Source organism: Streptomyces sp. NBC_01017 (genome assembly GCF_045162795.1).
Taxonomy (GTDB): domain Bacteria; phylum Actinomycetota; class Actinomycetes; order Streptomycetales; family Streptomycetaceae; genus Streptomyces; species Streptomyces machairae.
Genome location: NZ_CP108683.1, coordinates 9,659,014 through 9,674,736 on the forward strand (window position 1 = coordinate 9,659,014; position 15,723 = coordinate 9,674,736).

Annotated in this window: 16 protein-coding genes; 6 read left to right on the forward strand and 10 right to left on the reverse strand. The window is 72.4% G+C overall.

From position 1 onward, the window contains the following. Positions 1–31 precede the first annotated feature (31 nt). From OG331_RS44165 to hypA, 6 genes are all read left to right on the forward strand, one after another. Positions 32–1,825, forward strand: a complete 1,794-nt coding sequence (locus OG331_RS44165; protein ID WP_406207954.1) for a nickel-dependent hydrogenase large subunit — start codon at positions 32–34, stop codon at positions 1,823–1,825. Next, positions 1,818–2,390 carry a NifU family protein gene (locus OG331_RS44170; protein ID WP_406207956.1) on the forward strand — a complete coding sequence of 191 codons (573 nt, stop codon included), beginning with the start codon at positions 1,818–1,820 and terminating at the stop codon, positions 2,388–2,390. The genes OG331_RS44165 and OG331_RS44170 overlap by 8 nt, the downstream gene beginning before the upstream one ends. Then, a complete protein-coding gene (locus tag OG331_RS44175; RefSeq protein ID WP_406207958.1) occupies positions 2,387–2,983 on the forward strand; it encodes a DUF5947 family protein in 597 nt (198 codons plus the stop codon). Before OG331_RS44170 ends, OG331_RS44175 begins: the two co-directional genes overlap by 4 nt. 42 nt (positions 2,984–3,025) lie before the next feature. Beyond that, on the forward strand, positions 3,026–3,232 hold the full coding sequence (locus OG331_RS44180; RefSeq protein ID WP_406207961.1) for a hypothetical protein: 207 nt from the start codon (positions 3,026–3,028) through the stop codon (positions 3,230–3,232). Between the two features lie 74 nt (positions 3,233–3,306). Continuing rightward, positions 3,307–3,456, forward strand: coding sequence for a hypothetical protein (locus tag OG331_RS44185; RefSeq protein WP_406207963.1), 150 nt, complete (start codon positions 3,307–3,309; stop codon positions 3,454–3,456). A 7-nt stretch (positions 3,457–3,463) separates the two neighbouring features. Further along, positions 3,464–3,820, forward strand: a complete 357-nt coding sequence (gene hypA, locus OG331_RS44190; protein ID WP_406207966.1) for a hydrogenase maturation nickel metallochaperone HypA — start codon at positions 3,464–3,466, stop codon at positions 3,818–3,820. Between the two features lie 55 nt (positions 3,821–3,875). On the opposite strand, the gene hypE is transcribed toward hypA, so the two are convergent. The 10 genes from hypE to OG331_RS44240 form a co-directional block, all read right to left on the reverse strand. Further along, entirely contained in the window at positions 3,876–4,946 is a 1,071-nt protein-coding gene (gene hypE, locus OG331_RS44195) for a hydrogenase expression/formation protein HypE (RefSeq protein WP_406207969.1), read from the reverse strand. After that, entirely contained in the window at positions 4,939–6,081 is a 1,143-nt protein-coding gene (gene hypD / locus OG331_RS44200) for a hydrogenase formation protein HypD (protein WP_406207972.1), read from the reverse strand. The genes hypE and hypD overlap by 8 nt, the downstream gene beginning before the upstream one ends. After that, on the reverse strand, positions 6,078–6,398 hold the full coding sequence (locus tag OG331_RS44205) for a HypC/HybG/HupF family hydrogenase formation chaperone (protein ID WP_406207975.1): 321 nt from the start codon (positions 6,396–6,398) through the stop codon (positions 6,078–6,080). Before OG331_RS44205 ends, hypD begins: the two co-directional genes overlap by 4 nt. A gap of 3 nt (positions 6,399–6,401) precedes the next feature. After that, positions 6,402–8,735, reverse strand: a complete 2,334-nt coding sequence (gene hypF / locus OG331_RS44210; protein ID WP_406207978.1) for a carbamoyltransferase HypF — start codon at positions 8,733–8,735, stop codon at positions 6,402–6,404. Next, positions 8,732–9,523 (reverse strand): hydrogenase nickel incorporation protein HypB, encoded by a 792-nt coding sequence (gene hypB / locus OG331_RS44215; protein WP_406207980.1) that lies wholly within the window; start codon positions 9,521–9,523, stop codon positions 8,732–8,734. The genes hypF and hypB overlap by 4 nt, the downstream gene beginning before the upstream one ends. A gap of 38 nt (positions 9,524–9,561) precedes the next feature. Next, the gene (locus OG331_RS44220; RefSeq protein WP_406207983.1) at positions 9,562–10,149 is read right to left on the reverse strand and encodes a hydrogenase maturation protease; all 588 of its coding nucleotides are present in this window, start codon (positions 10,147–10,149) and stop codon (positions 9,562–9,564) included. Next, a complete protein-coding gene (locus tag OG331_RS44225) occupies positions 10,146–11,891 on the reverse strand; it encodes a hydrogenase maturation protein (protein ID WP_406207986.1) in 1,746 nt (581 codons plus the stop codon). Before OG331_RS44225 ends, OG331_RS44220 begins: the two co-directional genes overlap by 4 nt. 130 nt (positions 11,892–12,021) lie before the next feature. Beyond that, positions 12,022–12,873, reverse strand: a complete 852-nt coding sequence (locus tag OG331_RS44230; protein WP_406210714.1) for a PaaX family transcriptional regulator C-terminal domain-containing protein — start codon at positions 12,871–12,873, stop codon at positions 12,022–12,024. A 52-nt stretch (positions 12,874–12,925) separates the two neighbouring features. After that, positions 12,926–14,347, reverse strand: coding sequence for an alpha/beta hydrolase family protein (locus OG331_RS44235; protein ID WP_406207989.1), 1,422 nt, complete (start codon positions 14,345–14,347; stop codon positions 12,926–12,928). Beyond that, positions 14,344–15,711, reverse strand: a complete 1,368-nt coding sequence (locus OG331_RS44240) for an MFS transporter (RefSeq protein WP_406207992.1) — start codon at positions 15,709–15,711, stop codon at positions 14,344–14,346. The genes OG331_RS44235 and OG331_RS44240 overlap by 4 nt, the downstream gene beginning before the upstream one ends. Between the last annotated feature and the right edge of the window lie 12 nt (positions 15,712–15,723).

The window sequence follows — 15,723 nt, forward strand, 5'->3', positions numbered from 1 at the left end:
ACATCACCGACAGCGAGGGGCAGCACCGCAGATGACCACCACCGAGGCCCGGTCCACGGAGCGCAAGCCGCCACAACTCGTGGACATGTCCTGGGATCCGATCACCCGGATCATCGGGAACCTGGGCATCTACACGAAGATCGACTTCGCCAACCGGGAAGTCGTGGAATGCCACAGCACCTCGTCGCTCTTCCGCGGCTACTCCGTGTTCATGAAGGGCAAGGACCCGCGCGACGCGGGCTTCATCACGTCCCGGATCTGCGGCATCTGCGGCGACAACCACACCACCTGCTCCGACTACGCCCAGCAGATGGCCTACGGCGTCAAGCCGCCCCCGCTGGCCGAGCACATCGTCAACCTCGGCGAAGCGGCCGAGTACATGTTCGACCACACGATCTTCCAGGACAACCTGGTCTTCGTGGACTTCTGCGAGGCGATGGTCAAGGCCACCAACCCCGGTCTGCTGGCCCGCGCCGAACGCACCGATGCACCGCGCGGCGAGATCCACGGCTACCGGACGATCGCCGACATCATGAAGGCCTTCAACCCCTTCGAGGGCGAGGTCTACAAAGAGGCCCTGAAGGTCAGCCGCGTCACCCGTGAGATGTTCTGCCTGATGGAGGGGCGGCACGTCCACCCGTCCACGCTGTACCCGGGCGGCGTCGGCACGATGCCGCAGCCGACCGCCTTCACCGACTACCTCAGCCGGCTCATGCGGGTCATCGACTTCGTGAAGAAGGCCGTCGCCATGAACGACGACGTCTTCGACTTCTTCTACGAGGCACTGCCCGGCTACGAGGAGGTCGGCCGCCGCCGCGTCCTGCTGGGCTGCTGGGGCGCCTTCCAGGACCCCAAGGTCGTCGACTACCGCTACGAGACGATGAACACCTGGGGCAAGGCGATGTACGTCACGCCCGGCATCATCGTCGACGGCGAACTCGTCACCAACAACCTCGTCGACATCAACCTCGGCCTGCGCATCATGCTCGGCAGCTCGTACTACGAGGACTGGGTGAACGAATCGCCCTTCGTCACGCACGACCCGCTCGGCAACCCCGTCGACATGCGCCACCCGTGGAACCAGACCACCGTCCCGGTGCCGCAGAAGCGCAACTTCGACGACAAGTACAGCTGGGTCATGAGCCCGCGCTGGTACGACAAGCGGACCGACCAGCACCTCGCCCTCGACACCGGCGGCGGCCCGCTCGCCCGGCTGTGGTCGACCGCGCTGAGCGGCCTGGTCGACACCCCGTACATCAAGGCCACCGGCCACAGCGTGCGCATCTCGCTGCCCAAGGGCGAGACCCTGCCGGAGACCACCCTGGAGTGGCGCATCCCGCAGTGGAGCAACACCATCGAGCGCGACCGCGCCCGGCCCTACTTCGTCGCCTACGCGGCCGCCATGGCTCTGCAGTTCCTGGAAGAGGCCATGGGGCTGGTGCGGGCGGGCGAGACCAAGGTCTTCGAGAACTACGAGGTGCCCGACGAGGCCATCGGCTGCGGATTCCACGAGGCGGTCCGCGGCGTGCTCTCGCACCACCTGGTGATCAAGGACAAGAAGATCGCCAACTACCACCCGTACCCGCCCACCCCGTGGAACGCCAGCCCGCGCGACATCTACGGCACCCCCGGGCCGTACGAGGACGCCGTCCAGGGCCAGCCCATCTTCGAGGAGAACGGGCCGGACGACTTCAAGGGCGTCGACATCATGCGCACCGTCCGCAGCTTCGACCCCTGTCTGCCGTGCGGGGTCCACATGTACGTCGGCAAGGGCAAGACGCTCACCACCCTGCACTCGCCGACGTACGGGGCGAACCATGGCTGAGGCCGGTGCCGCCCGGCTGGCGGACCCGGATGTGGAGGCCCGGCTCGCCCGGCTCGACGAGCTGCTGGCGGGCCTGGAGTCCGCACCCGGCCCCACCACGCGCTCCGCGACCGAGGCGGTGGGACTGCTGACCGAGGTCTACGGCGAGGCGCTGGCCCGCGTCATGGACCACGCGGACGGTCAGCTGGCCGAGCGCCTGGCCGACGACGAGTTGCTGGGCCACCTGCTGGTCCTGCACGACGTCCACCCGGAGCCCGCCGAGCGCCGGGCGGCCCGCGCGGTGGAACGGCTGCGTCCCGCCGTACAGGAACGCGGCGGTGACGTGGAGTGGGCCGGCGTGGAGGGACAGGTGGCCCGGGTGCGCATGACGTCGGGCGGCGGATGCGGCTCCGGCTCCGGGTGTGGTGCCGGTGCCGGTGCCATGGACGTCACCGACGCGGTCCGCGAGGCGGTGCTCGCCATGGCTCCCGAGCTGACGGCGGTCGAACCGCTGACGGCCGCTCCCCCGGCCCCCGCTCCCGCGTTCGTACCGCTCGCCACACTGACGCACCGGGGCGCACGGTGACCACCGACGGAGCCCTGGCCCGCCTCATCCGCTCCTCGGCCGACCGCACCGCGGCGGCCGGGGCGGAGGCCTGCGACCTGTGCGCCGCGCCGGTGCCGGACGAGCACGCGCACCTGTACGACACCGGGCAGGACGAGGTGCGGTGCGTCTGCGGCCCCTGCTCGGTGCTGTTCGCCGGTGCCGGTGCGGGTGACGGGCACTACCGGCTGGTGCCCCGGCGCCGGATCCGGCTGCCCAAGGTCGACACGGCGGCGCTGGGCGTACCCGTCGGCCTGGTCTTCTTCGTGCCCCGTGCGGACGGCACCGTCACCGCGCAGGGCCCGAGCCCGGCGGGTGCCATGCGCTGGGAGGTGGACGCGGCGGCCTGGGTCCAGCTCGCCGAGACGTGTCCGCAGCTCGCCTCCGTGGAACCCGAGGTGGAGGCACTGCTGGTGAACACCGTCCACGGCCTCGACCACCACTGGATCGTGCCGATCGACGACTGCTACCGGATGGTCGCCGTCGTACGCCGGGAGTGGCGCGGCCTGTCCGGCGGCGGCCAGGTCTGGCCGGCCGTCGAGCGGTTCTTCGAGGACCTCACCGAGCGGTCCTGAGCACGTACTCCGCAGGTCGGAGGCGAGGAAGGAGATCACCCCATGGGCAGCATCAGAGTGGGCCGGGCCCAGGCGAAGCCCGACACCCCCGGGCACGTGACCGGCATGCACCAGGGCAACCGGGGGCGGTACAAGGACCAGAAGGGCCACCACGAGGACGGCACCGCCGACGCGCGCCGCTCCACCGGGATCCATTGGAAACGGCATGACGTGCTCGTGGAGACCATGCCGAACATCTCACCGGGATGAGAGACAGCAGGGAGTCGCCGCACATGAAGGTCCAACGAGCACATAGGTCGGCTGCCACGGGCAGACGAGCCGGGATGAGCGGACAGCGGGTGCTGATGGCCGAGGCGGCCCTGGTGGGCGGCCTGGTCCTCGCCGCGCTGCTCTGGGAGTTGCCCAGCCTCAGGCGCGAGGCGCGGATCTGGCGGATGTCCGGCGGGTTCCGCGCCGGTCGCCGGTACCCGTGAGCCGGTTGTGCACGAACTGTCGATCGCGACCGCGATCATCGAGCGGGCCGGTGAGCTGGCCCGGGCCGACGGGACCGACTCCGTCTCGGCGGTGACCGTCCGGGTCGGCGAACTGGCGGGCGTCGTCCCCGACGCCCTGGATTTCGCCTTCGAGGTGGCCCGAGACGGGACCCCCCTCGCCGAGGCACGGCTCGTGGTCGAGCAGATCCCCGCGCAGGCCTGGTGCGGCCCGTGCGCCGAGGAGTTCCCGGTGGGCATGCCCCCGTTCTTCTGGTGCCCGCGCTGCGACGAGCCCTCCACGGACCTGCGCAGCGGCCGGGAACTGGAGATCACCGGAATCGAGCCGTTACCGGCCTCGGCATAGCGTGCGTGGGCCCCGCCGAACACCATCGGCGGGGCCCACGCACGTCCGGACCGGATCAGCAGATACGCGGCAACTGCTCACCCAGCGGCAGATCCACCACCCGGGTCCCGCCGAGCCCCGTCGCGACCACCACCATCCCGGGGTGGTCGGCGACGCACTCGCCGATCAGAGTGGCCCCGGCGCCCTGCGGGTGGGCGCGCATCGCCGCGAGGACATCCTCCGCCTCCGACGGGGGCACGAAGGCGACCAGCCGGCCCTCGTTGGCGACGTAGAGCGGGTCGAGCCCCAGGAAACCGCAGGCGTTCGCCACCGCGTCCGGCACCGGAATGGCCCGCTCCCGCAGCCGCACACCGGTTCCGGAGGCCCGCGCGATCTCGTTGAGGGACGCGGCGAGGCCGCCCCTGGTGGGGTCGCGCAGTACATGGATGTCCGGGGTGACCGCCAGCATGGCCGCCACCAGACCGGCCAGCGGCGCGGTGTCGCTGGCCACCTCCACCCCGAACTCCAGGCCCTCCCGCACACTCATGATCGCCACCCCGTGCAGGCCGATCGGTCCGCTGACGATGACGGCGTCACCGGGCCGGGCACGCTGGGGGCGGATGTCCACCCCGTCGGGCACGAGTCCCACCCCGGCAGTGGTGACGTACACGCCGTCGCCGTGCCCGGACTCCACCACCTTGGTGTCACCCGTGGCGATCGTGACCCCGGCCGCCCCGGCCGCCGCGCCCATGGCCCGCGCGATCCGTTCGACCACGGTCAGCCCGACGCCCTCCTCCAGCACGAAGGCGGCGGACAGATACGCGGGCCCGGCGCCGCTCATCGCCAGGTCGTTGACGGTGCCGTTGACCGCGAGGTCGCCGAGGCAGCCGCCGGGGAAGAACAGCGGCCTGACCACGTAGGAGTCGGTGGAGAACGCCAGCCGGGCACCGCCCAGTTCGAGGACGGCGGAGTCCGCGAGCCCGGCCAGCATGGCGTTGCCGTAGGCGGGGGTGAAGATCTGCTCCATCAGCTCCGCCGACAGCGCACCGCCGCCGCCGTGCCCCATCACCACGACCCCCTGGTCGCGCAGTGGGGCGGGGCAGGACCAGTTGGCCGGGTCCACCGTCTCGGCGAGTTGTTCAGGCAACGGGGTTCATCTCCTCCCGCGCGGCCCGGTCGGCCTGCGGAGTCGGCGCGTTCATGCGGCGGTACAGGTAGTAGGCCGCGCAGGCACCCTCGCTGGAGACCATGGTGGCGCCGAGCGGAGTGCGCGGAGTGCAGGTGGTGCCGAACGCGGCGCACTCGGTCGGCTTGATCAGCCCTTGGAGGACCTCGCCACTGCGGCACTCGGCGGGCTCCTCGGTGCGGATGCCGCTGACGTCGAAGCGGTGCTCGGCGTCGTACGCCCGGAAGGCGTCGGCCAGCCGCCAGCCGCTCAGCGGGATGCGCCCGATACCGCGCCAGTTCCGGTCGGTGACCTCGAACACCTCCTCGATCATGCGCACGGCGGCCGGGTTGCCCTCCTCGCGCACGGCGCGCGGGTACCCGTTCTCCACCCGGTGCTCACCGCGCTCCAGCTGGCGCACCGCCAGGCGGATGCCCTCCAGGATGTCCAGCGGTTCGAAGCCGGTCACCACCATCGGAACGCCGAACCGCTCGGCGAGCCCCGGGTACTCGGCCGTCCCCATCACGCTGCACACATGCCCGGCGGCCAGGAAGCCCTGCACCCGGCACTCGGGCGCCGTCATGATCGCCTCGATCGCCGGGGGCACCCGCACATGCGACACCAGCAGGCTGAAGTTGGTCAGGCCCAGCCGGCGCGCCTGGTGCACGGCCATCGCGTTGGCCGGGGCGGTCGTCTCGAAGCCGATCGCGAAGAACACCACCTCCCGGTCCGGGTTGCGGCGGGCCAGCTCCAGGGCGTCGAGCGGGGAGTAGACCACGCGTACGTCGCCGCCCTCGCCCTTGACCCGGAACAGGTCGCGGTCGGTGCCCGGCACCCGGAGCATGTCGCCGAAGGAGCAGAAGATCACGTCGGGCCGCGAGGCGATCTCCAGGGCCTTGTCGATGACGTCCAGCGGCGTGACACAGACGGGGCAGCCGGGGCCGTGGATCAACTCGACATTCTCGGGCAGCAGTTGGTCGATGCCGTGCCGGATGATCGAGTGGGTCTGCCCGCCGCACACCTCCATCAGGGCCCAGGGCCGGGTGGCGGTGGCGCGGATCTCGTCCAGCAGCCGCCGGGCGAGATCGGGGTCGTTGAACTCGTCGATGTACTTCACCGGGCCTCACTCCCGCTGTCCTGGCCATCCGCCACCGCGGCGCCGCCCGCCTCCTTGGCCGCCTGGTCCCAGGCGTCCCCGAACTCCTCCTCCAGCAGCCCCAGTTCCTCGAAGAGCTTCAGGGAGGCAAGCGCCGACTCCTCGTCCAGGCGCTGGAGCGCGAATCCGACGTGCACGATGACGTACTCACCCACCTTCACGTCGCTGACGTACTCCAGACACGCCTGTTTCTGGACCCCGCCGAAGTCGATCAGCCCGGTGAGCGGATCCGCGGTGTCGTCGATGGCCACGACCTTGCCGGGCACTGCCAAGCACATGCGTCACTCCTTCTGTCGTTCGTGCGCCGCGACCACCAGCTGGCCGAGGGCCAACCCGCCGTCGTTCGGCGGGACTTCGCCGTGCCGGAGCAGTGTGAAGCCGTCCCCGGCCAGCAGCCGAGTGCACTCCTCCTCCAGCAGCGCGTTGGCGAACACCCCGCCGCTCAGGGCGACGGTGGTCAGCCCGGTGTCCCGGCGCGCCCGCCGGCAGCCCGCCGCGACGGCCCGTGCCACGCCGCGGTGGAAGCGCGCGGCGAGTACGGGAGCCGGTGTGCCGCGGCGCAGATCGGCGACCAGCGCGACGAGCACGGGCGCCGGATCGTAGGCGCCGTCGGCGAGTCCGAAGGCGTACGCCGAGGTGTCGGCGTCCCAGGCCCCCGCGGCGGCGGACTCCAGCTCCATCGCCGCCTGCGCCTCGTACTGCGCGCGATGACATACGCCGACGAGCGACGACACCGCGTCGAAGAGCCGGCCCATGCTGGAGGTCGCCACACAGGCCAGACCGCGCGTCAACTGGCGTTCCAGCAAGGCAAGTTCGTCGGGAGCGCAAGCGCCCACGCTGGGCAGGTCCGTGTCCCACCGCACGCCTGCCGCCCACAGCCGGGCCAGGGCAAGGCGGCACGGGTTGGCCACGCCCGCGTCGCCGCCGGGGAGCGGAGCCGGGGTGAGCCGGCCGTAGCGCCGGAAGCCGGTGTAGTCGGCGAGCAGGATCTCGCCGCCCCAGACGGTGCCGTCGTCGCCGTAGCCCGTGCCGTCGAAGGCGACCCCGATCACGGGTGTGGTGCCGTCGAGGCCGTGCTCGGCCATCGCCGAGGCGATGTGGGCGTGGTGATGCTGGACGAACACGGGGGAGTGCGCGGGCAGTTGGGAGGCTCTCTGCCGGGCCCAGCGCGACGAGTGGTATCCCGGGTGCCGGTCGGCGGCGACGAGTTCGGGGCTGACGCCGGTCAGTGCCCGCAGCTGGGACTCCGCCCGCCGGGCCGCCTCCAGGGTGGCCAGCTCACCCATGTCGCCGATGTGCGGCCCGAACCAGGCGTGGTCGCCCTCGCCGAGGCACAGGGCGTTCTTCAGGTCGCCGCCCACGGCCAGCGCGGGCCGCACCGCGACCGGCAGACGCAGCGGGCGGGGTGCGTAACCCCGGGACCGGCGCAGCACCTGCTCCGTGCCGTCGGGGCGTACCCGCAGCAGGGAGTCGTCGCACGGCGACGCGATGGGCCGGTCGTGTGCCAGCCAGGCGTCGGCAAGCCCGGCCAGCCGGGTCAGGGCCTCGGCGTCGTCCGTGACGATCGGTTCCCCGGAGCGGTTGCCGCTCGTCATGACCAGCACCCGCGGGCCGGGCGGATCGCCGGGGAGGCCGAACAGCAAGGTGTGTACGGGGGTGTAGGGCAGCATCACACCGACGTGCGGGCTGCCGGGGCAGACGCCGGGCGCGAGGGTGTTGTGCTCCGCGCGTCGGCGCAGCAGGACGATGGGGCGCCGGGGGCCGGTGAGGGCGGCCGTCTCGGGTGTGGACGGCACGGCGATCCGCCGCACGACATCGAGGTCCGCGCACATCACCGCGAACGGCTTGCCGCCGCGTGCCTTGCGGGCGCGCAGCGTGTCGACGGCCCGCGCGTCGGTGGCGTCGCACGCCAGGTGGTAGCCGCCGAGGCCCTTGACGGCGACGATCCCTCCGGCGGCGAGCAGCGCCCGTGCCGCTGCCAGGGCATCGGCGTCCCGCGCGGGCCGGACGGCGCTCCCGGCAGCGGGCACCAGGCGCAGCCGGGGGCCGCAGTCGGGGCAGGCCACGGGCTGGGCGTGGAAGCGGCGGTCGCCCGGATCGCCGTACTCCCGGGCGCAGTCGGGACACATCGGGAAGCCGGCCATGGTCGTGACCGCCCGGTCGTACGGCATGCCTGTGGCGATGGTGAAGCGCGGCCCGCAGTGCGTGCAGGTGACGAACGGGTGCCGGTGGCGGCGGTCGGCCGGATCGGCCAGCTCCCGCAGGCAGTCGGCGCAGGTCGCCGTGTCGGGCGGCAGGAGCGTGCGGCCGGGGGAGCGGTCGGTGGAGCGGATGGTGAAGGCGTCGTCGGCGCCGGTGACGGGCAGATCCTCGAACCCGACGGCGGTGACGGAGGCCAGCGGCGGGGGCTGGGCGGCGAGCCGCTCGCAGAAGTCGGCGACACCGTCCGGCGGGCCCTCCACTTCGATGAGGACACCGCTCGCCGTGTTGCTCACGAACCCCGCCAGGGCGAGGTCGGAGGCCAGACGGTGCACGTACGGGCGGAAACCCACGCCCTGCACCGTGCCGCGCACGATGACGCGGCGGCGCAACGCCTCTGTGGTGGGCGCCGTCACGAGACGCGGCCGGCCGCGAGGCCGGAAGCGGCGTCCTCATGCGTGTGGCTGCGGTCGTGGGTGTGGGTGTCGCTGTGTGTGTGAGCGTGGCTGTGGGGGCGGGGCGCCAGCGGAGGCCGGTGGACCGCGGCCCCGTCCCGCACCGCGAGCACCCGGTCCAGCAGGGTATCGACCCCGTCGCCGGTCCGGGCGCAGGAGAACATCAGCTCCACCCCGGGGTTGACCCGCTGGATGTTGGCGGCGAAGGCGGCCTGGTCGAAACCGGCGGGCCCGGCCAGGTCGGTCTTGGTGAGCACCACCAGATGGGCGGAGCCGAAGGCCGTGGGGTACTTCAGCGGCTTGTCCTCGCCCTCCGTCACCGCCATGAGCACGATCCGCAGGCTCTCGCCGAGGTCGTAGGAGGCCGGGCAGACCAGGTTGCCGACGTTCTCCACGAACAGCAGTGAGGTGCCCTCCGGCAGCCAGCTCTCCACATGGCCGCGCAGCTGCCGGGCCTCCAGATGGCACAGCCCGTCGGTCAGCAGCTGCTTCACCGGCGCCCCCGAACGGGCGAGCCGGCGGGCGTCGTTGTCGGTCGCCAGGTCGGCGGTGAGGGCGGCCACCGGGATGGTCCGCTCCACCGCCCTGGCCAGCACACGCCCGAGCAGTTCCGTCTTGCCGCTGCCCGGGCTGGACAGCAGGTTGACCACGCTCACACCACGCCGGGCCAGTTCCTCGCGCAGGCTCGCGGCCAGATCGTCGTTCTTCGCCAGGACGGCCTGAGTGACCTCGTCCACGGAATCGCACATGAGCGCTGCTCCCAGCGGGGGATCGGGGGTTCGGACCGCTATCGATCCTCCGCGCCCTCGGCCACCAGGCGCGGGAGACCGGCCGCGCGCGGGTCCGTGGATTCCTCCGGGCGGCTCAACGGGGGCGTGGCCGCCGGGTCGGCGAGGAGCACCGGGACCATCGTGTGCAGGGCGGCGACGGCCCGTCCGATGGCGTCGCGCACGGTCGCGCTGATGCCCGGCGCGATGTCCTCGTCGCCGCGCGGCCGCAGCTCGGGCTCGCAGGCGAGGACGAGGACGCGTGGGAGCGGCTCGTCGCCCAGGTGGCCGGCCAGCGCCAGGACCTTCGCCGGGTCCATGCCGTGCGCCTCGGGAACGGGCCCGCCCGCGGTGCCGTCGGGGAGCTCCGGCTCGATCAGCGACAGGGTGCCCGGCTCGTGTCCCCGTACGGACGCGTCGACAAGGACGGCCGTGTCGTAACCGTCGAGCAGCTCGTACGCGAGGTCCATGCCGCGGATGCCGAAGTCCCGCACCCGCACCTCGGGCGGCAGCGGACGCAGGTCCAGGGCGCGGACCACCTCGGGGCCGAAGGCGTCGTCCCCGAGGAAGATGTTGCCGACGCCGGCCACCAGAAGGCGGGTACTCATCGCGCACCCCCGGTGGCCAGTGGGTTGGCGGAGCCGCTCGGCTGCTTGCGGACGAAGGCCGAGCGCAGACAGTGGTACGGGGCGCGCGGGTCGAAGAAGATGGCGCGCATGCGGGCGAGTTCGTCCCGCCGGTACTCGCCGAGCGGTCGCCGCGCCTCGTCCGCCTGCCGCGCCGCGGCCCTGGCGGCGATCCGTTCCGCGAGGTCCGGGTCCTCGGCGAGGGCGGCAGCCATGTGCTCGACCTCCCCGGTGAACTCCCGCGCCGGGACCGGCACCAGACGGTCCACCAGCCCGATCCGTGCGGCCGCCGCCGCGCTCACCGGCAGCGCCTCGGTCGTCAGCCGCGCGGCCGTCCCGGCTCCGACGCGGCGCGGCAGCGTGTACGTCCAGTACTCCGACCCGTACAGGCCCATGCGCCGGTAGTGCGGGTTGAGGACGCTGCCCGTGCGGCACCACACCTGGTCGGCGGCCAGGGCGAGCATCACGCCGCCGGCGGCCGCGTTGCCGCCGAGGGCCGCGACCACCAGGCGGTCGGTCGTGCGCACTACCGCCTCGACCAGGTCGTTCATGGCATTGAGGTTGGCCCACGACTCGCCCGCCGGGTCGGCCGACGCCTCGATGACGTTCAGATGGATGCCGTTGGAGAAGAAGTCGCGGGCGCCGCCGAGCACCAGCACCGAGGTAGGACGGGTGAGCGCGCGACGGTACGCGGCGAGCAGCCTGCGGCACTGGTCCGTGCTCATCGCGCCGCCCGGGAAGGAGAAGGACAGGAAGCCGACCTCGCCGCGCTGCCGGTAGCGGATGTCGGTCCAGGTGGCGCGGTCCGCGGGCGGTTCGAGCGGGACGGTGTCCTCCGGCAGCCAGTGCGGGCCGCCGTCATGGCGCGGGGTCCCCTGGCCGGTGCCGGACGGAGCCGGGAAGCCGGCGAGCACCGAGGCCGCGGGGCGGCGGAACGGCGCCGGGTCGCCTGAGCTCTTGCGGGGGCGCAGCTCCGGGATCCAAACCGCGCCGTCCCGGGTGGCCCGGCAGACCGCGCCGGACCGCGTCGCGAGCAGTTCGCCGGGGCGCCCGCGCAGGTGGTCCTCGCCGTGCCCGCCGTGCAGGAACACCTCCCGGCCGCACAGTTCGTCCAGGACACCCGGCTGCGAGTCGGCCCCACGGAGCTTGCGCAGCACCGTCGCCGTGCTGTCGTTCTCCCAGTCGATCCGTCGCCGCTCCTGGCGGAGGAAGTCGCGCCACACCACGGCAATCGCGGGATCGCTCTGTGCCTTCGGCTTGAACGATCCGTCGGCGAACCGTTCCACCGCCAGCAGGACGGCGGCCGAGGCGGCGTCGGAGACCTCGTTGCGGTACAGGTCGCTCTTGCCGGCCGCCGGCACCGGGAAGGACCCGTCCGCCCAGATGGCGCCCGCGTCCATCGCCGCCTCGGCCTGAAGCACCGTCACACCCCAGTGGGACGCCCCCTCGGCGATCGCCCAGTCGAGGGAGGACGGGCCGCGGTCGCCGGGTGGGCCCGGATGCACGATCAGACAGGTGTGCTCCTGCCACACCTCCTCCGGCAGCGCCGTCTTCAGCATCGGAGCGATGACCAGCTCCGGACGCGTCTCGCGTACGGCGGCCCGGACTGCTTCGGGGCCGTGCGAGGCGAGTACGACCTCCACCCGGTGCCCCTGGTCGGACAGTTCGGCGTACACACGCTGGGACAGGCTGTTGAACGCGCTGGCGACGAGCAAGATGTCCATGACAGGCAATATCGCCGGTCGGGGGAGGGCCGCGAAGGACCACGGCGGCGTTTCGCGGCTCGCCGCCGGTTCCCGTCCGCCATCCGGATCGCATTCCCGGCCGGTCGCGCCGCTGCCCGGCGCCGCCCGCCTACCCGAACGGGGTGGTCTCCAGCAGCTCGCCGGCCATCCGCCGCGCGGGCAGCTCGGTGTGCTCGGCGACGCGCCGGAAGGTCTCCTGGGCGGCGCGGGCCGGCCACTCGGGGGGAAGGTGCCGGGCGGGGAGCCTCGGATCCGTGCGGATGGTCCACAGCCATTCGCTGACCAGCCGCAGCCGGGTTCCGATCGGGTCGTCCCCGGAGCCGGCGTCGAGGTGGGCCGTCCACCGCTTGTCGAAGGTGACGTAACGAGCGGCGATGCTCTCCAGGTCCCAGGTGCCGTGGATCATCTGCGCGATGTCGGTGCTGTCGTCCGCCAGGGCGTGGAAGATCTTGACGTGGTCGGCCAGATCGAGCTCCGAGACCACCGCGGCGACGTCGACCTTCCCGGGGGCGATCCACAGCCCGCTGTACAGCGCGCCGAATCCGGACCAGGCCAGCCGGGAGCGCAGGTCGTGGCGCCGGCGCTTCCAGGAGTCGGGGAGGGAGAAGCCGAGCAGGGTCCAGGAGCCGTCCCAGTCGTCGTTGACCGCGCCCTGCTTCCAGATGCGGGTACGGCCGTCCTCCAGGACGCGCGTCGCCTGCGGGGTCAGGCCGAAGTACATCTTGCGGCCGTCGCGCCGGCGCCGCAGCAAACCGCGGTTGACCATGCGGGTGAGCGTGGAGCGTACGGCCTGTTCACCGACCCCGACGCGGCCGAGCACCTCGATGATGCTGCCCGAGTAGACGCACAGGTCGCCCTCCTCCAGGACGTGATTGCCGAAGAAGGCGAGCATGAGCGACTGAGGTCGCGGCTGCGGGCCCTCCGAGGTGACCGGGGTGTCCAGGATGTCGTCGTCCTCCACGGTGCACAGCGTACGACCGCCCACCGCCGGCGCGGCGGGCGGTCGTACGGCATCACCGGCCGTCGGCTGGGTGGGCAAGGTCGTAGGGACGCGGGTACGGGGCCGGGCGGTACGGCACATAGCGGGTGGGTGTGGTCGGATCGGCCGCCGTGGCACGGGAGTTGAGGGACGTCGGGTCGGTGCCGACCCACCTGCCGGCCGTGAGGCGGTCCTCCAGGGTGTGCAGGGCGGCGAGTTGCTCGGCCGGGCTGAAGGTGCAGTGGCCGGCGTTGTCGGTGTACGCCTGCCGCAGCCGGGACGCCGACCCGGCTGCGGTGACGGCCCGCTGCAGGGCGCTCTCCGTCTGGACGGGGACGAGGGCGTCGCCGATGGTGTGCACGGACAGCTGCGGCTTGGTCAGCTTGCCTGTGAAGGAGCTGGTGCCGCTCATCCACGCCACGGCGTTCGGGTCGGCGCCGATGCGCGGGGCGCGCTTCAGGGTGGCGAGGTCGGCGCGCAGGGACAGGCCGGCCTTCCGGTACAGCTCGGTGACCTCCTTGCGAACGGAGGACCGGCCGAGCAGCTTTGCGTAGTCGACGCCGGTGTTCCAGGACATGTTGCCGCCCGCTCGCGCCTCCGCCTCCTGACGCCGGTTGAAGGCGGCGATCTTCAGCAGGCCCTTGACCGCCTCGTACTGGTTGGCCTGCTGGGCGTCCCAATCGGTCGCGGCCGGCCGGGGCTGCGTGGGCTGGTTCCAGGCGGGGATGTTGTGCAGGGCGGCGGCGAGGGCGATCCTCGCCCGCCCCTCGGCCGTCGTCTGCGCCGAGTCGACCACGGAGGTCAGGGCGTCGGCGGCGGCGTCGGCGGCCGACTGATCGGCGATGTTCACCAGCGGGACGTCGGTGCCGGGCGCGAGGAGCATCTTGATGGCGAAGACGGGATCGAGGGTGTTGTTCCAGTTGGCCACCCCGCCGTGGACCAGGCCGCACAGGGAGATCGAACCGTCGATCCGGTCCGGGTGCCGCTCGGCGATGGCGGTGGTGACGAGTCCGCCGTACGACCGCCCCCAGGCGATGGTGCGGGACGCCGTCCCGAAGCGTTCGGTGAAGGCGGTGAGGGTCGCGAGCTGATCGGGGACCGCGTCCGTCACCGCCCAGCCGGTGGTGGCGTAGGAGGAACCCGCGAGGGCGTAGCCGTTCTTCAGGAGCAGAGCCTTCGTGGCGTCGTCCGGGGCGTCCTGGGCGGGGTTGGCGGGGCCGGTCGCGTAGCCGTGGCTGAACAGCAGGACGGTGCCGTTCCAGTGGGCGGGGACGTCCATCATGTACGTGGCGCCCGAGGGGAGTCGGCCGTCGACGTGGGTCGTGTCGGAGGCGGCGGCAGCGGTCGTGGTGGGCAGCGCGCCGGCGGCGAGCAGGAGAGCGGCCGCACAGGCGATACGGGTATGGCGGCGGACCCGGCGTACGTGCCTCCGTGAGGTCGCAGTCTCGGTGGTCACGCGGAGATCCCCTCCGTCCGGCGGGAGTTGGGGCGTTCGGGCGTCGAGCCGGACAGGGACGTACGGCTGGTCTCGCGCACGAACCAGACGGTCACCGCGGTGATGAGCGAGCCCCCGCAGATCAGCAGGGCGACGGGGGTGCCGTTGCCGCTGCCGGCCACCAGGCTTCCGGCGATCATCGGGGAGAAGCCGGCGCCGATCAGGGTGGCTCCCTGGTAGCCGAGGGAGGCGCCGGTGTAGCGGACCCGGGTGCCGAACATCTCGGTGAGCAGGGCGCCCAGCGGGCCGTACATCACGGACTGGGCGATGCCGTGGCCGAGGACGACGGCGAGGATCAGCAGCCCGGGCGACTTCGAGTCGACCAGGGCGAGGACGGGGAAGGCGAGCGCGGCCGAGGTGACGGCTCCGGCGAGGACGACCGGGCGGCGGCCGACGCGGTCGGACAGCGCGGAGGCACAGGGCAGGACGACCAGGGCGACGCAGGCGGAGACCGTGAGCGCGGTGAGCACCTGCGGGCGGGCGTATCCGATGCCGGTGGCGTACGCGATCAGGTAACTGGTCAGCAGGGACTGGGCGGTGAAGGCGCCGATGCCGACACAGCAGGCCAGCAGCAGCGGCCGGGGACGCCGCAGGACGTCGACGATCGGCAGCCGCGCCTCCGTGCGCTCCTTCTTCACCTCGGCGAAGAGCGGGCTCTCGACCACCTTCAGCCGGACGAAGAGGCCGACACCGAGCAGCACCACGCTCAGCAGGAACGGCACGCGCCAGCCCCAGGCCGTGAACTGGTCCCTGGGCATGGCGACCACGAAGGTGACGACGACCGAGGAGAGCAGGGAGCCGAGCGGGGCTCCCATCTGCGTGAAGCTCGACCACAGTCCGCGGCGCTTCTCCCCGGCGTGCTCGACGACCATGAGCGTGGCGCCGCCCCATTCACCGCCGATGGCGATGCCCTGGACGACACGCAGGGTGATCAGCAGGACCGGCGCCCAGACGCCGATCGTGCCGTACGTGGGCAGCAGGCCGATGAGGAAGCTGGCGCCGCCCATCAGGCCCATCGTGAGCAGCAGCATGGACTTGCGGCCGAGCCGGTCACCGAAGTGCCCGAAGACGATGCCGCCGAGCGGGCGGGCGACATAGCCGGCGGCGAAGGTGCCGAACGCGGCGATCGTGCCGACGGCCGGGTCGGCGCCCGGGAAGAACAGCTCGCCGAAGACCAGGGCGGCGACCGTGCCGTAGACGAGGAAGTCGTAGAACTCCACTGCGGTACCTAGCAGCCCCGAGAGGGCGACTCTGCGCAACTGCCGGGTCCGCTCAGGGCTCGTCGACGGTGACGGTGACGGTGATGCGACGGGGGACGGGGGCATCGCGGTCTCCCT

Coding starts and splice junctions, on each gene's coding strand:
- OG331_RS44165 (WP_406207954.1), top strand. CDS start 32: ATGACCACCACCGAGGCCCGGTCCACGGAGCGCAAGCCGCCACAACTC.
- OG331_RS44170 (WP_406207956.1), top strand. CDS start 1,818: ATGGCTGAGGCCGGTGCCGCCCGGCTGGCGGACCCGGATGTGGAGGCC.
- OG331_RS44180 (WP_406207961.1), top strand. CDS start 3,026: ATGGGCAGCATCAGAGTGGGCCGGGCCCAGGCGAAGCCCGACACCCCC.
- OG331_RS44185 (WP_406207963.1), top strand. CDS start 3,307: ATGAGCGGACAGCGGGTGCTGATGGCCGAGGCGGCCCTGGTGGGCGGC.
- OG331_RS44205 (WP_406207975.1), bottom strand. CDS start 6,398: ATGTGCTTGGCAGTGCCCGGCAAGGTCGTGGCCATCGACGACACCGCG.
- hypB (WP_406207980.1), bottom strand. CDS start 9,523: ATGTGCGATTCCGTGGACGAGGTCACTCAGGCCGTCCTGGCGAAGAAC.
- OG331_RS44220 (WP_406207983.1), bottom strand. CDS start 10,149: ATGAGTACCCGCCTTCTGGTGGCCGGCGTCGGCAACATCTTCCTCGGG.
- OG331_RS44225 (WP_406207986.1), bottom strand. CDS start 11,891: ATGGACATCTTGCTCGTCGCCAGCGCGTTCAACAGCCTGTCCCAGCGT.
- OG331_RS44240 (WP_406207992.1), bottom strand. CDS start 15,711: ATGCCCCCGTCCCCCGTCGCATCACCGTCACCGTCACCGTCGACGAGC.